We start from the raw sequence: 15772 nt of genomic DNA on the forward strand, positions 1-15772 counted from the left end.
GGGGTCCACCCCTGGTGAGGGAGTGGACCCCGTCGATGTGCGAGGGGGCTCAGAAGGACGGGATGACCGAGCCCTGGTACGTGTCCTCGATGAACTTCCTGACCTCGGGCGAGGTGAGGAGCCTGGCGAGCTTCTTGACCCGCGGGTCCTTCTCGTTGCCCTTCTTCACGGCGAGGAAGTTGGCGTACGGGTTGTTCTTGGCGGACTCGAGCAGGACGGCGTCCTTGGCGGGCTTCAGACCGGCCGAGATGGCGTAGTTGCCGTTCACCACGGCCGCGTCCACGTCGTCCAGGGACCGCGGGGTCTGGGCCGCCTCGACCTCCTTGAACTGGAGGTGCTTGGGGTTCTCGGCGATGTCCTGCGGGGTGGCCTCGTTGCCGGCGCCGGGCTTCAGGGTGATGAGGCCGTTCGCGGCGAGCAGCTTCAGGGCGCGGGCCTCGTTGACGGCGTCGTTCGGGACGGCGACGGTCGCACCGCTCTTCAGGGCGTCGGCCTTCTTGACCTTGTGGGAGTACAGGCCGAGCGGCTCCAGGTGCACCGTGACGACGGGCACGATGTGGGTGCCGCGCTTGGTGTTGAAGTCGTCCAGGTACGGCTGGTTCTGGAAGTAGTTGGCGTCCACCGAGCCGTCCTCGGTCGCCGTGTTCGGCGTGATGTAGTCCGTGAACTCCTTGACCTCCAGGTCGAGACCCGCCTTCTTCGCCAGGTTCTTCTTGACGAAGTTCAGGATCTCGGCGTGCGGGGTCGGGCTCGCGGCGACGACGAGCGGGCCGCTGTAGTCGTGGGAGGCGGAGGAGCTGCCGGAGCCGCAGGCGGTCAGCCCGAAGGTGAGGGCTCCGGCGGCGAGGACGGCGGTGGTGAGCTTGGCGGTGTTACGCACGAAAAGTGCCTTTCCTTAAGGGTGGTGCGACCCCGTGTATGGGTGTACGGGGAGTCTTTGAGGGCCTCAGGCGGCCTTGCCGACGTCGGCCGCGGCGGGCTCCTTCGCCTTGAGCAGGCGGAGCCTGGGCGCCGGGCCGGAGCGGCCGCCGCGGCTGTGCAGGGAGCGGGCCGCGAAGTCGCCGGCGAACTGGATGAGGGAGATCACGACGGCGAGGATCGCGACGGTGATCCACATCAGCTCGGTCTCGAAGCGCTGGTAGCCGTAGCGGACGGCGAGGTCGCCGAGGCCACCGCCGCCGACCGTGCCGGCCATGGCGGAGTAGCCGATGAGCGCGATGACCGTGGTGGTGGTGCTCGCGATCAGCGAGGGCAGGGCCTCGGGGACGAGGACCTTGCGGACGATGGTCCAGCTGTTGCCGCCCATGGACTGCACGGCCTCGACGAGACCGTCGTCCACTTCGCGGACAGCCGTCTCGACCAGCCGGGCGAAGAACGGGATGCCGCCGATGGCGAGCGGCACGATCGCGGCGGTCGTCCCGATGGTCGTCCCGGTGACCCAGCGTGTGAAGCTCATCAGGGCGACCATCAGGATGATGAACGGCATGGACCGGCCGATGTTCACGATCTGGCCGATCACCTTGTTGGCGAGGACGTTCTGCAGCAGACCGCCCCGGTCCGTGAGGACGAGGAGGATGCCGAGCGGGAGGCCTGCGGCGACGGCTATCAGCGTCGACCAGAGCACCATCCGGAACGTCTCGCCGCACGCCTGCGACAGCAGCGGCTGCATCTCGGACCAGGTCACTTGGCCCCCTCCTTCACGAGCAGAGCCTCCTGGCCCACGACGTCGATCTGGAGCCCCTGTTCGCGCAGGAACCCGATCGGCACCACGTTGTCCTCGTAGCGGCCGGGCAGCTCGATGCGCATCCGGCCGATCTGCAGGCCGCCGACGGTGTCGATGGCGGCGCCGAGGATCGAGATGTCGATGGTGTAGGTGCGCGCGAGCTGGGAGATGACCGGCTGGGTCGCGGCCTCGCCGTGGAAGGTGACGTCGACGACGGTCCGGTCGGCGCCCGTGCGCTCGCCGCTCACCGGGAACAGCGCGGCGGCCAGCTCGGAGCCGGGGGTGGCGAGCAGCTCGCTGACCGTGCCGGACTCCACGATCCGGCCCTTCTCCATGAGGGCGGCGGAGTCGCAGACCGACTTCACGACGTCCATCTCGTGGGTGATGAGCAGGACGGTCAGGCCCAGCTGCCGGTTCAGGTCGCGCAGCAACTGGAGGATGGAGCGGGTGGTCTCGGGGTCGAGGGCGCTGGTGGCCTCGTCGGAGAGCAGCACCTTGGGGTCGCCGGCGAGGGCGCGGGCGATGCCGACGCGCTGCTTCTGCCCGCCGGAGAGCTGGGCGGGGTAGGCCCTGGCCTTGTCGGCGAGGCCGACCAGGTCGAGGAGCTCCAGCGCCTTGCGCGAGCGCTCCTTGCCGGACGTGCCGAGGATCTCCAGCGGCAGCTCGACGTTGTCCTGCACGGTCCGCGAGGAGAGCAGGTTGAAGTGCTGGAAGACCATGCCGATGCGGCTGCGCGCCCGGCGCAGCTCCTTGCCGGCGCGCGTGCCGCGGCCGGCGAGGGCGGTGAGGTCCTGTCCGGCGACGGTCACGGTGCCGGAGGTGGGGCGCTCCAGCAGGTTGACGCAGCGGATGAGGGAGGACTTGCCGGCGCCGGACTGGCCGATGACGCCGTAGACCTCGCCTTCGCGGACGTGGAGATCGACGCCGTCGAGGGCGGTGACCTCGCGGCCGCGGGAGCGGTAGACCTTGGTCAGGCCCGAGGTGGTGATCACAGGATTTCCGTCACTGTCGAGTGCGCGGGCGTGGGTGTGCCCGGGCACGGGTGCATGCGGTTCAGGCATGGGAAGTGGACGTGCGTCTCGTACGGACTGCGGCGCACGGACATGCCACGGCTCTCGCTTCGGGGCGCGAGGCTCTCAGCTGATGCGGGGGCCCTCTGGAAGGCTCACATTCGGCACATCAGGCGACACATACAACGAGCACCGGGCGTCATGGTCGCCTCGGTCGCAAAGGTGCGGCAGCTCGTCGTGGTCATGCGATCAGTAAACCAGACCTACGGTCCTGACCGGTCGCCGCTGTCCGGATGGTGGACAGCGGCGGACACCCCGGACCTGGGGCTCAGCGGCGGACGGAGATCTCCACGCCCCCGTCGGTGACCAGTGCGGACAGGGCCGACAGGTCCTTCACCACGAGGTCGGCGTCGAGTTCCTCCGCCCGGTGGGTTGTGGCCAACGCCACGGTGGTCATTCCGGCGGCGCGGCCCGCCTGGAGTCCGGCCGGGGCGTCCTCGAAGACGACGCAGTGCGCCGGGTCGACGCCGAGCTGCCGGGCGGCGAGCAGATAGGGCTCGGGGTCGGGCTTGCCGCGCGTGATGTCGTCGGCGGCGATCAGCGTCTTGGGCAGGATGCCGACGGCGTCCAGCCGGGCCTCGGCGAGCCGCCGGGTGGCGGAGGTGACGACGGCCCAGACCTCGGCGGGCAGCGAGTGGAGGAGGTCCCGCGTGCCGGGCAGCAGCCGTACGCCGCCGCCAGGTACGTCGTCCACCTCCAGTTGCTCGACCCGGGCGACCCCCTCCGGGACCAGGTGGGCGGGCAGCAGGTCGGCGACTATCTCGGCGGCGGGCCGCCCGTGCAGTGCCACGCGCCCGAACTCCTCGGCGGTGATCCCGTACTCGCGGGCCCAGCGGGTCCAGCAGCGCTCGACGGAGTCGAGGGAGGAGACGAGGGTGCCGTCGTTGTCGAAGAGAAGGGCGTGCGCGTGGATCGTCATGCCTTGACCCTACGGTGTGGTCTAGACCCTGTGGCCTACAGGCGGGGTCGGGGGCCGGCGCCCGTTTCGGCCGTAATAAGGTCACCGCATGCTCAATGCCCTGACGCTGGTGACCGGGGTCGCCGCGCTGCTGCTCGCCGCCTGGTGCGGCTGGGCCGCCTACCGTGACCAGCCGACCAAGGACTGGCACTTCATCGGCATGGCCGTCGTGTCGCTGCTGGCCGTGGTCCAGCTGGTGGTCGGGATCGTGCAGCTGGCGCGGGGCGAGAAGCCGGAGCAGGGCACGACGATCTTCGTGGCGTATCTGCTGGGCGCTTTCGCGTGCGTCCCGGCGGCGGGGTTCATGTCCCTGGCCGAGCGGACCAAGTGGGGCTCGGTGACGGTGGCCGCGGGCGGTGTGGTGCTGGCTGTACTGGAGGTGCGGCTCTATGACATCTGGGGAGGCTGAGACCGAGATGACGGCGGTGGAGGAGAAGCCGGCCCGGTTGATCAGCGGGCCGGGCATGCTGCTCGTCTGGTTCTACGGCGTGATGGTGGTCGGGGCGGTGTCGCGGTCGGCGTACCAGATCTCCACGGAGTTCGACCGGGCGCCGCTCGCCTATGCACTGTCGGCGGTGGCGGGCGTGGTGTACGGGTTCATCACGTACACGCTGGTCCGGGGCGGGGAGACCGCTCGGCGGGCGGCGTTGGTGTGCTGCGCCGCCGAGCTCGCGGGCGTGCTGATCGTCGGTACGTGGACGCTGGTCGACCGCTCGGCGTTCCCGGACGCGACCGTGTGGTCGTACTACGGGGCGGGGTACATCTTCATCCCGGTGCTGCTGCCGGTCTCCGCGATGTACTGGTTGCGGAGGGCGCAGCACACCACCGTCACGCAGTAGCCGCGTACGTGCCCGCCTGCTTTTCCAGGATGATCAGTTCCACTCCGTCCGTGCCCTTGGACCTGCCCACCGTCTCGTAGCCGGAGCGGCGGTACAGGCGGAGGTTGCCCTCGCTGCGGTGGCCGGTGAAGAGGCGGAAGCGGGTGGCGCCCCGCTCCTCGGCCAGCGCCGCCTCGGCCGCGCGCAGCAGCCGCGCGCCGATGCCGTGGCCCTGCAGGCGGGGGTGGACGCAGAGCTTGCCGATGGCGGCCGCGCCGTCCTCGCCGACCTTGCCGCGCACCGAGCCGACCACCTCCTCGCCGAGCCGGGCGACGAAGACACAGTCGGAGGCGACCTCCTGGCGGACGGAGTCCAGGGTTTGGACGAGCGGGTCGATGCGGTAGTTGCCGTACAGCGCCGCCTCGCTCTGGAAGCACAGGTACTGGAGCCTGAAGATCTGCTCCGCATCCTGCTCGGTCGCCACCGAGATGGTCACGCTCATGCCCATGTGCGCACGCCTCCCGCTCACCTGATCACCTGTCGTCCCTCACTCCTATCCCCGCACTTCGCGGGACGCAACCTCCGGCGTGAGCAATCGGCGCAGACATCCCAGACATCTGGAGCGTTCCGGACCGAGACTGCCCTGTGAGATACCCAACTCCCCCGCGATCTCCCGGTATGTCAGGTCCTGCGGGGACAGCAGGGCCTCGATGAGCCGGGGGCAGCGGCCGGGCAGCCGGCGCACCGCGTCGCGCAGGGCGCGGTACCGGGCGGCCGTGAGCGCGTGCTGCTCGGGGTCGGTGTGTGCGCCGTCGGCCGGCTCGGCGCCGTACGGGCGTTCCCGGCGGGTGGTACGGCGGCTGCGGCGCGCCTCGGCGCGGACGGCCCTGCGCAGCCAGCCCTGCGGGTCCGGCGGCGGGCCTTCGGTCTCCAGCCGCTCCAGCAGGCGGAGCCAGACGGCCTGTTCCAGGTCGCCCGGCTCGCTTCCGGCCGCATATGCCTCGGCCGAGGCCTCGGCGGTGAGCAGCGGGCCCAGGGCGGCTACCAGGTCATGCGTCATATGCGGAACGACGCGCCGCCCCGGGAGGGGGTTTCCGGGGCGGCGCACAGTCACCCCGAAAGAGGTGACTACAGGACTATCGGTTGACGTGCTCAGCCGGCCAGGAAGTCCGCGCGGGCGAGCAGGCCGGTGTCGGCGTTGTCGGTGAAGACGCCGTCGATGCCGGTCGCGAAGTACGTCCTGAAGGCGCCGAAGGGGTCGCCGTAGCCGTCGGCCGCGCTGCCCTTGCGGTACTCGGCCGGCAGGAAGGGGTTCTCGTTGCGCATGGTGTAGGGGTGCAGGACCAGGCCCACCTTGTGCGCGTCGGAGACCAGGGTGGTCGGCTTGGTGAGGTTGCCGTTCGCGTCCTTCGGGATGATCAGGTCCAGGGTGGGGCCGATGCCCTGGGCGTAGCCGGCGATCTCCCTGAGGCCCTTGGGCGTGATCAGGTCGGCGACCGTACGCGGGTCGCCCGCCTCGACGAAGTCGTAGGGGCGGCTGTCCGCCGAGGAGAGCAGCACCACGAGCGGGTTGTCGACCAGCTGGTTCAGCTTCTGGATGCTGCTGGGCTCGAAGGACTGCAGGATGACGGGCGAGTAGCGGCCGTCCTTGCCGTACTTGCGCAGCAGCTTCGCCACCCGCTCCTCCAGGCCCAGGCCCAGCTTGCGGAAGTAGGTGGGGTGCTTGGTCTCGGGGTAGATCCAGACCTGCCTGCCGCGCCTGCGGGTCTGCTCGTCCTGCCACTTCAGGACCTCTTCGAACGTGGGGATCTCCCAGCGCCCGTTGTAGAGGGTGTTGTGCGGACGGTTGGCCGGTATGCGCTCGACCGCGCGCAGGGTCTTCAGCTCGGCGAGCGTGAAGTCCTCGGTGAACCAGCCGGTGGTGGCGACCCCGTCCAGCGTCTTGGTGGTCCTGCGGTCGGCGAACTCCGGGTGGGAGGCGACGTCGGTGGTGCCGCCGATCTCCGGCTCGTGCCGGCACACCAGATGGCCGTCCTTGGTGGGCACCAGGTCACCCGCCTCGACGACGTCCGCGCCCAGGTCCAGGGCCAGGTTGTAGGAGCCGAAGGTGTGCTCGGGGCGGTAGCCGGCGGCACCCCGGTGGCCGATGATCGTCGGCACCGGCAGGCTCTTCAGGCCCCGGCCGCCCGGTGCGGCCGGCCGGGTCTCGGCGGCCTCGGCCGCGCCCGGCAGCCCGAGGGCCGCTCCGCTCACGCCGAACACCGCCGCACCGAGGATCGCCCGCCGCCCGGTGCCCTGTGTCTTCTCGTTCGCCTGGTCGCTGCCCATCAGCGCCCTCCTGCCGTCCGCTCGTGAGTGCGGGCCGATCGTAGGGGCGTACACATGACCGAAGGGAGTACCCCTCCGGAACACGCGGGTGACGCGGTATGTCCTGTGGGAGGTGGATGGTGACGGGCCGTCGTATCCGCGGCCGGACCGGGCAGCCGAGCGGGTGAGGGCGTCACGCGATCTCCGTCACATCGCCGCAGCGGTGTGACGGCGCGTCCTCGTGACGTCACCGCAGGTAAACCTACGTCAACACTTCGTAAGACCTCGGTGAACCGGCCGCACCCGATGTGCGCCCTGCCCGTGGCCGCGAGTAATGTCCTCACCTGCACAGACTCATATCGACCCCTCGGCATCGGAGGACCCGTTGTCCCGCTTCGCGCTCATCAAGGCAGTGCTCGGACCGATCATGCGCCTGATGTTCCGCCCACAGGTGGAGGGCGTGGAGCACATCCCCGGCGACGGGCCGGTCATCCTGGCCGGCAATCACCTCACCTTCATCGACTCGATCGTGCTGCCGGTCGTCACCAAGCGGCAGGTGTTCTTCATCGGCAAGGACGAGTACGTCACCGGCAAGGGCGTCAAGGGCCGGCTGATGGCGTGGTTCTTCACCGGCGTCGGCATGATCCCGGTGGACCGGGACGGCGCGAGCGGCGGCGTGGCCGCGCTGATGACCGGGCGTCGGATCCTGGAGGAGGGGAAGGTCTTCGGCATCTACCCCGAGGGCACGCGGTCGCCCGACGGCCGGCTGTACCGGGGGCGCACCGGTATCGCGCGGCTGACGCTGATGACCGGCGCGCCCGTCGTTCCGTTCGCCATGATCGGCACGGACAAGCTTCAGCCGGGTGGGGCCGGGATTCCGCGGCCCGGCAAGGTCACGGTCCGGTTCGGTGAGGCGATGGAGTTCTCCCGGTACGAGGGGATGGACCGGGACCGGTATGTGCTGCGCGCTGTCACCGACTCCGTGATGGCCGAGGTCATGCGGCTGTCCGGGCAGGAGTACGTCGACATGTATGCGACCAAGGCGAAGGCCGCGTAACGCCTCTGGCAGTTCGGCCGGTTGTTCGGGTGCGGGTGCGTTGTGGTTTCTCGCGCCCACGCGGCGGAGCCGCATATCGATACCGCCCCGCGCCCCTTTGGGGCGCTTCACTCACGCGGCACTGTCCAGGTTCTGCCCCTTCAGCAAGAACCACGCCGCCGCTGCCGTTCCCAGGAGGACCACCGCTCCCGCGCCCGACGCCAGGTGCAGGCCGTGGACGAAGGAGTCGCGGGACGCGTTCAGCAGTGCCTCCGCCGTGTGCGGGGGCATTTGTGTTGCCGCCTCCACCGCCGCGCCCAGTGATTCGTGCGCCTGGGCCGGGGTGCCGGCCGGGCCGGTGAAGTCGCGGTAGGTGCCCGTGACGATGGAGCCGAGCAGCGCGATGCCCAGGGCCGCGCCCAGTTCGTACGCCGTCTCGGAGACGGCCGAGGCGGCGCCCGCCTGTTCCCTGGGCACGCTGGAGAGGATCACGTCGGCGGTGACCGTGAAGGAGAAGCCCGCGCCGATGCCCACGACCAGGAGCGCGGCGCCGAGGACCGGGTAGCCGGTGGACCGGCCGAGTGCCGTCAGCGCCGCCAGGGCCAGGCCGACGGCCGCGAGGCCGCCCGAGACCACGGCGCGGACCGAGAAGCGGCGGGCCGCGCGGCCCGCGACCAGGCCGGCCGCCACGGCGCCGACCGCGGCGGGCAGTTCGGCCAGGCCCGCCTCGAACGGGCGCCTGCCCTGGACGAGTTGGAGGTACTGGGAGAGGAAGAACACCAGGCCGGACATGCCGAGCACGGTCAGCAGGTCGGCGAGGACCGCCCCGCTGAAGCCACGGCGCCGGAACAGCCGCATGTCCAGCAGCGGGGCCGGCATGGTGAGCTGGCGGTGGACGAAGCCGGACAGGGCCGACGTGCCGAGCAGCGCCGTGGCGAGCACCGGCCAGGTGAACCCGTGCGTGGCGGCCTCCTTGACCGCGTACACGACGGCGATCATGCCGACCAGCGACAGGACGACGCTGATCAGGTCCCACGGGCCGGGGTTCGGGTTGCGGGACTCGGGCAGGGTGCGGATGCCGACCAGGACCAGGACCGCCATCACCGGCAGGTTGATCAGGAAGACCGAGCCCCACCAGAAGTGCTCGAGGAGGAAACCGCCGGTGATCGGGCCGACGGCCGTGCCGGCGGAGGCGGTCGCGCCCCAGATGCCCACGGCCAGGCTGCGCTCGCGCGGGTCGTGGAAGAGGTTGCGTATCAGGGCAAGGGTGGCGGGCATCAGGGTCGCGCCCGCGACACCGAGCAGCGCCCGCGCCAGGATCATCAACTCCGGTGTGGTGGCGTAGGCGTTGAGGACCGATATCGCGCCGAACGCCGTGGCACCGCCGAGCAGGATCCGCTTGCGGCCGATGCGGTCGCCGAGGCTGCCCATGGAGACCAGCAGACCGGCGATGACGAAGGAGTACACGTCGCCGATCCACAGGAGCTGGGTGCCCGAGGGGCCCAGGTCTTCGCTGATGTAGGGGGTCGCCAGGCCGAGGACGGTGGCGTCGACGGCCACCAGCAGCACGGCCAGGACGAGGACGGAGAGCGCGAGCCAGCGGCCCGGGCGCGTCACCGCCTCCGTCGTCGCGGCCGGCTGCAGGGTGCTGGTCATGATTCCTCTCTTCTCACGCGTTCGTACGTCGTACGCCGCCGAGCAGCAGCTCGACGATCATGTAGGTGAAGTCCTTCGTGGCCACCCGGCCCTCCGCCACCGCCCAGGCGCCGGAGGCGAGCAGGCCGTACAGCGCCTCGGTGAGCCAGGCGGGGGTGAGGTCGATGCGGAACTCGCCGCTCTCCTGACCGCGCCGGAACAGAGCCGTCAGGCGTTCGTCGATGCGGGCCCAGCCCTGGTTCTGCTGCTCGCCCTCGAACAGCTGGTTCTCGGTGTAGAGGAAGGCGAGCAGTCCGGCCGAGGGTTCGACGGCGCGGACCAGTCGGCGAACGGCCTCGCTCGCCGGGCCCTCGTCCAGGCGGGCCGCGTCCAGCGCCGCCTCGCACTCCTCGATGCCGAGCGCCTCCAGCGCCCGTACGAGAGCGTCGCGCCCGGCGAAGTGGCGGTGCAGTGTCGCCCGGCTGATCCCGGCGGCCTTGGCGACCTCGTCCATGGTCGCGGTGGATTTACGGGTCAGCAGGGCGGCCGCGCTGCGCAGCACCTGGTCACGATCGAGAGCCATGACACAAGGGTAGCGCAAGTGAGACATCAGTGTCTCATTCTGGGCGTGCGTGACTCAAAATCACCCGTCGGAGCGAGTGACGTCAGTGCCAGGGCAGCTGTCCGCGCCGCTCCCAGTAGGCGTGCGGGTCCTCGGCGAGCGTGGCAAGGCGGGTCAGCTGGTCCACGTCGAGATCGACGGCGGGAGCGTGGAGGTTGGAGACGAGCTGGGCGACCGTCGCGGCACCGGAGAGCACGACACCGGCCCAGGGCTGGCGCAGGATCCAGGCGAGGGCCACCGCGTCGCAGCCGAGACCCGTCTCCTCGGCGACCGTCCTGAGCATCTCGGGGGCATGCGGCGCGGCCAGCCGGCCGTTGGCCATGCCCTCCTTGACGATCACGGTGAGCCCGGCGTCGTGCGCCTCGGCGAGCGCGGCCGCTGCCGAGGTCTCGAGCACGTTGTACGTCGACTGGACGGTGCGGAAGAGGGGCTCACCGTCGGCGGTCAGCTGGAGTGCGGCGCGGATCGTGTCCGCCTGGGCGGGGCCGCTGGTCGAGAAACCGATGGTCAGACCCTGGGCGGCAGCCTCGGCGAGCCGGGCGTGGAGGTCCTTGTCGGTGAGGGCCGGGCTGTCCGGGGTCACCGAGTGGATCTGGTAGAGGTCGAGCCGGTCGCCGAGCACGGCGTCGGTCTCGGCGCGCTGCCGCTCGTACGCGGCGAGGCTGTGGTCCTTGACCTCGTGCGTCTCGGCGTCCGCCGACCAGCCGGCGGTGTAGGTGTAGCCCCATTTGCTGCCGATGACCACGTCGTCGATGTCGGGGCGGGTGTTCAGCCAGTCCGCGAGGAACTCCTCGGAGCGGCCGTAGGAGCGGGCCACGTCGAAGTAGCGGACGCCCTGGGCGTAGGCGGCGTCCAGGAGTTCGTGGGTGCGGGTGCGCAGCGAATCCGCGCTGCGGTTCTCGCCGAGGTCCTTGTCGCGGTCGAGGTTGATGTAGCCGGGGCGACCTACTGCGGCCAGACCGAGGCCGATGTGGCAGGTGGGGGTGGTGGCGGTGGCGAGGCGGGAGAAGGGCATCGCGGGTTCCGTTCGGTCGGCTCCGGTACGGGTTCCGACCAACGTAACCTGCGATGACCTTCGGGTCCGCCCATGAACTCGGTTCGTTCAGTGCTTTGGCGGGTTCGGGCGCGATGTGGTTGCTCGCGCCCACGCGGCGGAGCCGCATGTCGACAACAGCCCCGCGACCCCTTCGGGGCGCTCCCGCTCAGCTCTTCTTCCTGGCTTCCGCCCACTCGTGCTGGGCCGCAACGTCCGCTTTGACCTCCGTCAGCTGTACGGCGACCGCGCTCGGGGCCGTACCGCCGCGGCCGTTGCGGGAGGCGAGGGCGCCGGGGACGTTGAGGACCGTACGGACCTCGGGGGTGAGGTGGGAGGAGATCTTCGCGAACTGCTCGTCCGTGAGGTCGTCCAGCTCCTTGCCCTCGGCCTCGGCGACCTTGACGCACTCCCCCGCGACCTCGTGGGCCACGCGGAAGGGCACGCCCTGCTTGACCAGCCACTCGGCGATGTCGGTGGCGAGGGAGAAGCCGGCCGGGGCCAGTTCCTCCATGCGCTCGCGGTTGACGGTGAGCGTGGCGATCATGCCGGTGAAGGCGGGGAGCAGGACCTCCAGCTGGTCGCAGGAGTCGAAGACCGGCTCCTTGTCCTCCTGGAGGTCGCGGTTGTAGGCCAGCGGGAGGGCCTTGAGGGTCGCCAGCAGGCCGGTCAGATTGCCGATCAGCCGGCCGGACTTGCCGCGCGCCAGTTCGGCGATGTCCGGGTTCTTCTTCTGCGGCATGATCGACGAGCCCGTGGAGAACGCGTCGTGCAGGGTCACGAAGGAGAACTCCTTCGTGTTCCAGATGATGATCTCCTCGGCGATCCGGGAGAGGTTCACGCCGATCATCGCGGTGATGAAGGCGAACTCGGCGACGAAGTCCCGCGAGGCCGTGCCGTCGATGGAGTTGCCGACGCTGCCGTGCTCGAAGCCGAGGTCCCGCGCGACCGCCTCCGGGTCCAGGCCCAGGGAGGAGCCGGCGAGCGCGCCGGAGCCGTACGGGGAGACGGCCGTGCGCTCGTCCCACTGGCGCAGGCGCTCGGCGTCCCGGGACAGGGCCTGGACGTGGGCGAGGACGTGGTGGGCGAAGAGGACCGGCTGGGCGTGCTGGAGGTGGGTGCGGCCCGGCATCGCGACGTCCGGGTGGGCCTCGGCCAGGCCGATCAGGGCGTCCTGGAGGCCGGCGATCAGGCCGCCGATCGTCCGGGCGTGGTCCCTGAGGTACATCCGGAAGAGGGTCGCCACCTGGTCGTTGCGCGACCGGCCCGCGCGCAGTTTGCCGCCGAGGTCGAGGCCGAGGCGCTCCAGCAGGCCGCGTTCCAGGGCGGTGTGCACGTCCTCGTCGGCGATCGTGCCGACGAACGCGCCGGACGCGACGTCGGCCTCCAGCTGGTCCAGCCCGGCGATCATGCGCTGCAGCTCGTCCTCGGTGAGGAGGCCCGCCCTGTGCAGCACGCGCGCGTGGGCACGGGAACCGGCGATGTCGTAGGGCGCGAGCCGCCAGTCGAAGTGGACGGACGCGGACAGCTTCGCCAGGGCCTCGGCGGGACCGTCGGCGAAACGGGCGCCCCAGAGCCGTACGTCACCGCTGTTGCTGCTCACTTGCGCTGCTCCTAGGGAAGTGGGTCGGTTACGCGGGTGTGCGTCAGGCTATGCCCGCAGGTCACGCCGGGCGGCGATCCGCGACGACAGGCTGTGGATGTCGATGAAGCCCTTGGCCGCGGACTGGTCGAACGTGTCGCCCGTGTCGTAGGTCGCCAGGTTGAAGTCGTACAGGGACTCGGCCGAGCGGCGGCCGGTGACGACCGCGCGGCCGCCGTGCAGGGTCATGCGGACGTCGCCGGTCACGTGCTGGTTGGCCTCGTCGATGAAGCCGTCCAGGGCACGCTTGAGCGGGGAGAACCACTGGCCGTCGTAGACGAGTTCGCCCCAGCGCTGCTCTACCTGGCGCTTGTAGCGGGCGAGTTCGCGCTCGACGGTGACGTTCTCCAGCTCCTGGTGGGCGGTGATCAGGGCGATCGCGCCGGGAGCCTCGTAGACCTCGCGGGACTTGATGCCGACGAGGCGGTCCTCGACCATGTCGATCCGGCCGACGCCCTGGGCACCGGCGCGGTCGTTGAGCTGCTCGACGGCCTGCAGGACGGTGACGGGCCTGCCGTCGATCGCGACCGGGGCGCCCTGCTCGAAGGTGATGATCACCTCGTCGGCCTCGCGCGGCGTGGCCGGGTTGGCGGTGTACTCGTAGATGTCCTCGACCGGGGCGTTCCAGATGTCCTCCAGGAAGCCCGTCTCGACCGCGCGCCCGAAGACGTTCTGGTCGATGGAGTACGGGGACTTCTTGGTGGTGGCGATCGGGAGCTGCTTGGCCTCGCAGAAGGCGATCGCCCTGTCCCGGGTCATCGCGTAGTCGCGGACCGGGGCGATGCACTTCAGGTCGGGGGCGAGGGCGAGGATGCCGGCCTCGAAGCGGACCTGGTCGTTGCCCTTGCCGGTGCAGCCGTGGGCGACGGTCGTGGCGCCGTGCTTCCCGGCGGCGGCGACCAGGTGCTTGACGATCACCGGCCGGGAGAGGGCCGAGACCAGCGGGTAGCGGTCCATGTAGAGGGCGTTGGCCTTGATCGCGGGGAGGCAGTACTCCTCGGCGAACTCGTCCCTGGCGTCGGCCACTTCGGCCTCGACGGCACCGCAGGCGAGGGCGCGCTTGCGGATGACGTCCAGGTCCTCGCCGCCCTGGCCGACGTCCACCGCGACGGCGATGACCTCGGCGCCCGTCTCCTCGGCGATCCAGCCGATGGCGACGGAGGTGTCCAGACCGCCCGAATAGGCGAGTACGACGCGCTCGGTCACGGGTTTCTCCTCACACTGCGCTTGCGTCATGCATGAGTATGCAGAGCTCTGCATGATTCGTCAATCGAGTTCCGGGGTGAACGGATGAAACCGCTTTCCCGTATCCCCCTCCGAACGCAGGCGCCGCGTTGCCCAGAGACCGACCCGACCCAAGTGAGGCATCCGCATGTCCAGGGCTCTTCCGAAGTACAACAAGCGTCGCGTGGCGTTCATCGGCGGCACAGCGGCCGTGGTGCTGTCCGGTGCGGTGATCGCGGGCTCCGCCCTCGCCGGAACCCCTGCCGGGAGCGGCGGCGCGGCACAGGCCCGCACGCTGGCGAGCCCCGGCACGATCAGCTGCCCGGACGTCGCCGCCAAGCTGCCCGCGATCCCCGCCTCCGCCAAGGCCGAGGTCGACCGCAACCTCGCCCTCCTCCAGACCCAGATCCAGGAAGCCGACAAGCGTTTGCAAACCACCGTCGGCCAAGGCGGACCCCACTTCGTCGACAACGCCATCCTCGGACCCCTCAAGGACAAGCGCGCCTCCACCATCGACCGCATCGCCATCGCCATCGGCCGCACCACCACCAAGCCCACCGGACTCGGCTCCCTGGCCGCCTGCACCCTGAACGCGAGCGGCACCGGCACGGCGGGCGGCGGTGCCGGCACGCCGAGCACGGCCGCGCCCCAGCAGCCGGGCACCGCCACGACGGCGGCGGGAAGCGCCGGCAGCACGGGCGGGAAAACCGGCGGGAGCACCGGTGTGGGCTCGATCAGCTGCCCGGACGTCGCCGCCAAGCTGCCCGCCGTCCCCGCCTCCGCCAAGGCCGAGGTCGACCGCAACCTCGCCCTCCTCCAGACCCAGATCCAGGAAGCCGACAAGCGTTTGCAAACCACCGTCGGCCAGGGCGGACCCCACTTCGTCGACAACGCCATCCTCGGACCCCTCAAGGACAAGCGAGCCTCCACCATCGACCGCATCGCCATCGCCATCGGCCGCACCACCACCAAGCCCACCGGACTCGGCTCCCTGGCCGCCTGCACGCTCACCAAGTGACGTGACAGGTGTCCGTGGCCGCCCCGACGAGCGCCGGCCGGGGCGGCCACGGCAATTCCTTAGACAGACGAACGAGTTCCGTCGATAATCGTCGGACATGGGAAAGACCTACGAACGCATCGACGGCAGGCTCCGGACGTTCATCGAGGAGCAACCCCTCTTCTTCACCGCGACCGCCCCGCTGTCCGGCGACGGCACGGTCAACCTCTCCCCCAAGGGCCTCAAGGGCTCCTTCGCCGTGCTCGACGAACTGACCGTGGCCTACCTGGACTTCGCCGGGTCCAATGCCGAGACCGTCGCGCACCTCAGGGAGAACGGCCGGATCACCCTGATGTGGTGCGCCTTCCAGGGCCCGCCGAACATCGTGCGGGTGCACGGCCGGGGCGAGCCGGTCTTCCGGGACGACCCGCGCTTCAAGGAGCTCCTCACCCACTTCCCCGGCATCGACCCGAACCCGCACGGACTGCGCGCGATCATCGTCGTGCACGCGGAACTGGTCCGGGACACCTGCGGGTACGCCGTCCCCTACATGGCGTACGAGAGCGACCGCGACCTGCACGGGAAGCGTTTCGCGCGGGAGGACGACGTCTCGCTGAACGCCTACTTCGAGAAGAAGGAGCACGTCGCGACCAGCCTGGACGGACTACCCGGGCTGCCGTTGCCGCTTCCGCCGTCTACCGTCTGAG

The 15772-nt window shown here is 70.4% G+C and carries 17 protein-coding genes; 5 read left to right on the top strand and 12 right to left on the bottom strand.

The window, feature by feature from the left end:
* Nucleotides 1-49: 49 nt before the first annotated feature.
* The 4 genes from ACWDEN_RS10100 to ACWDEN_RS10115 all read right to left on the bottom strand — a co-directional run bounded on the left by ACWDEN_RS10100 (nt 50) and on the right by ACWDEN_RS10115 (nt 3712).
* Nucleotides 50-880 (bottom strand): MetQ/NlpA family ABC transporter substrate-binding protein, encoded by an 831-nt coding sequence (locus ACWDEN_RS10100; RefSeq protein ID WP_351622498.1) that lies wholly within the window; start codon nt 878-880, stop codon nt 50-52.
* Between the two features lie 66 nt (nt 881-946).
* Nucleotides 947-1684, bottom strand: coding sequence for a methionine ABC transporter permease (locus ACWDEN_RS10105; RefSeq protein WP_351622495.1), 738 nt, complete (start codon nt 1682-1684; stop codon nt 947-949).
* On the bottom strand, nt 1681-2715 hold the full coding sequence (locus ACWDEN_RS10110; RefSeq protein WP_351622493.1) for a methionine ABC transporter ATP-binding protein: 1035 nt from the start codon (nt 2713-2715) through the stop codon (nt 1681-1683). The genes ACWDEN_RS10105 and ACWDEN_RS10110 overlap by 4 nt, the downstream gene beginning before the upstream one ends.
* A 346-nt stretch (nt 2716-3061) precedes the next feature.
* Nucleotides 3062-3712 carry an HAD family hydrolase gene (locus ACWDEN_RS10115; RefSeq protein ID WP_450858311.1) on the bottom strand — a complete coding sequence of 217 codons (651 nt, stop codon included), beginning with the start codon at nt 3710-3712 and terminating at the stop codon, nt 3062-3064.
* An 88-nt stretch (nt 3713-3800) separates the two neighbouring features.
* Between ACWDEN_RS10115 and ACWDEN_RS10120 the strand changes: the two genes are divergently transcribed.
* Both ACWDEN_RS10120 and ACWDEN_RS10125 read left to right on the top strand, forming a co-directional pair.
* The gene (locus tag ACWDEN_RS10120; protein ID WP_351021782.1) at nt 3801-4160 is read left to right on the top strand and encodes a hypothetical protein; all 360 of its coding nucleotides are present in this window, start codon (nt 3801-3803) and stop codon (nt 4158-4160) included.
* Nucleotides 4161-4167: 7 nt separating this feature from the next.
* Entirely contained in the window at nt 4168-4590 is a 423-nt protein-coding gene (locus ACWDEN_RS10125) for a hypothetical protein (protein ID WP_351622509.1), read from the top strand.
* Here ACWDEN_RS10125 and ACWDEN_RS10130 read toward each other — a convergent pair.
* From ACWDEN_RS10130 to ACWDEN_RS10140, 3 genes are all read right to left on the bottom strand, one after another.
* Nucleotides 4580-5077 (bottom strand): GNAT family N-acetyltransferase, encoded by a 498-nt coding sequence (locus ACWDEN_RS10130; protein ID WP_450858458.1) that lies wholly within the window; start codon nt 5075-5077, stop codon nt 4580-4582. The genes ACWDEN_RS10125 and ACWDEN_RS10130 overlap by 11 nt on opposite strands.
* A gap of 45 nt (nt 5078-5122) precedes the next feature.
* Entirely contained in the window at nt 5123-5629 is a 507-nt protein-coding gene (locus ACWDEN_RS10135) for an RNA polymerase sigma factor (RefSeq protein ID WP_351622488.1), read from the bottom strand.
* Nucleotides 5630-5721: 92 nt separating this feature from the next.
* Nucleotides 5722-6897 carry a glycerophosphodiester phosphodiesterase family protein gene (locus ACWDEN_RS10140; RefSeq protein WP_450858313.1) on the bottom strand — a complete coding sequence of 392 codons (1176 nt, stop codon included), beginning with the start codon at nt 6895-6897 and terminating at the stop codon, nt 5722-5724.
* A gap of 364 nt (nt 6898-7261) precedes the next feature.
* Between ACWDEN_RS10140 and ACWDEN_RS10145 the strand changes: the two genes are divergently transcribed.
* Nucleotides 7262-7933: a lysophospholipid acyltransferase family protein gene (locus ACWDEN_RS10145; RefSeq protein ID WP_351622482.1), complete on the top strand. Its 672-nt coding sequence runs from the start codon at nt 7262-7264 to the stop codon at nt 7931-7933.
* 111 nt (nt 7934-8044) lie between these two features.
* Here the strand turns inward: ACWDEN_RS10145 and ACWDEN_RS10150 are convergent, their stop codons facing one another.
* The 5 genes from ACWDEN_RS10150 to ACWDEN_RS10170 all read right to left on the bottom strand — a co-directional run bounded on the left by ACWDEN_RS10150 (nt 8045) and on the right by ACWDEN_RS10170 (nt 14050).
* On the bottom strand, nt 8045-9568 hold the full coding sequence (locus ACWDEN_RS10150) for an MFS transporter (protein WP_450858316.1): 1524 nt from the start codon (nt 9566-9568) through the stop codon (nt 8045-8047).
* Between the two features lie 13 nt (nt 9569-9581).
* Entirely contained in the window at nt 9582-10130 is a 549-nt protein-coding gene (locus ACWDEN_RS10155; RefSeq protein ID WP_351617268.1) for a TetR/AcrR family transcriptional regulator, read from the bottom strand.
* An 82-nt stretch (nt 10131-10212) separates the two neighbouring features.
* Nucleotides 10213-11184 carry an aldo/keto reductase gene (locus tag ACWDEN_RS10160; protein ID WP_450858318.1) on the bottom strand — a complete coding sequence of 324 codons (972 nt, stop codon included), beginning with the start codon at nt 11182-11184 and terminating at the stop codon, nt 10213-10215.
* Between the two features lie 187 nt (nt 11185-11371).
* Complete coding sequence (argH, locus tag ACWDEN_RS10165; protein ID WP_450858320.1) at nt 11372-12805, bottom strand: argininosuccinate lyase; 1434 nt, start codon at nt 12803-12805, stop codon at nt 11372-11374.
* 48 nt (nt 12806-12853) lie between these two features.
* The gene (locus ACWDEN_RS10170; protein ID WP_351617259.1) at nt 12854-14050 is read right to left on the bottom strand and encodes an argininosuccinate synthase; all 1197 of its coding nucleotides are present in this window, start codon (nt 14048-14050) and stop codon (nt 12854-12856) included.
* 166 nt (nt 14051-14216) lie between these two features.
* Between ACWDEN_RS10170 and ACWDEN_RS10175 the strand changes: the two genes are divergently transcribed.
* Nucleotides 14217-15086: a hypothetical protein gene (locus tag ACWDEN_RS10175; RefSeq protein WP_450858323.1), complete on the top strand. Its 870-nt coding sequence runs from the start codon at nt 14217-14219 to the stop codon at nt 15084-15086.
* Nucleotides 15087-15183: 97 nt separating this feature from the next.
* On the top strand, nt 15184-15771 hold the full coding sequence (locus ACWDEN_RS10180; RefSeq protein WP_351617253.1) for a pyridoxamine 5'-phosphate oxidase family protein: 588 nt from the start codon (nt 15184-15186) through the stop codon (nt 15769-15771).
* Nucleotide 15772: the final 1 nt, after the last annotated feature.

The organism is Streptomyces sp. NPDC001153, from assembly GCF_053598315.1.

Excerpts from the sequence above, each read along its gene's own strand:
- ACWDEN_RS10160 (WP_450858318.1), bottom strand. The coding sequence starts at position 11,184 with ATGCCCTTCTCCCGCCTCGCCACCGCCACCACCCCCACCTGCCACATC.
- ACWDEN_RS10135 (WP_351622488.1), bottom strand. The coding sequence starts at position 5,629 with ATGACGCATGACCTGGTAGCCGCCCTGGGCCCGCTGCTCACCGCCGAG.
- ACWDEN_RS10120 (WP_351021782.1), top strand. The coding sequence starts at position 3,801 with ATGCTCAATGCCCTGACGCTGGTGACCGGGGTCGCCGCGCTGCTGCTC.
- ACWDEN_RS10155 (WP_351617268.1), bottom strand. The coding sequence starts at position 10,130 with ATGGCTCTCGATCGTGACCAGGTGCTGCGCAGCGCGGCCGCCCTGCTG.
- ACWDEN_RS10140 (WP_450858313.1), bottom strand. The coding sequence starts at position 6,897 with ATGGGCAGCGACCAGGCGAACGAGAAGACACAGGGCACCGGGCGGCGG.
- ACWDEN_RS10175 (WP_450858323.1), top strand. The coding sequence starts at position 14,217 with ATGTCCAGGGCTCTTCCGAAGTACAACAAGCGTCGCGTGGCGTTCATC.
- ACWDEN_RS10150 (WP_450858316.1), bottom strand. The coding sequence starts at position 9,568 with ATGACCAGCACCCTGCAGCCGGCCGCGACGACGGAGGCGGTGACGCGC.
- ACWDEN_RS10130 (WP_450858458.1), bottom strand. The coding sequence starts at position 5,077 with ATGGGCATGAGCGTGACCATCTCGGTGGCGACCGAGCAGGATGCGGAG.
- ACWDEN_RS10125 (WP_351622509.1), top strand. The coding sequence starts at position 4,168 with ATGACGGCGGTGGAGGAGAAGCCGGCCCGGTTGATCAGCGGGCCGGGC.
- ACWDEN_RS10115 (WP_450858311.1), bottom strand. The coding sequence starts at position 3,712 with ATGACGATCCACGCGCACGCCCTTCTCTTCGACAACGACGGCACCCTC.
- ACWDEN_RS10180 (WP_351617253.1), top strand. The coding sequence starts at position 15,184 with ATGGGAAAGACCTACGAACGCATCGACGGCAGGCTCCGGACGTTCATC.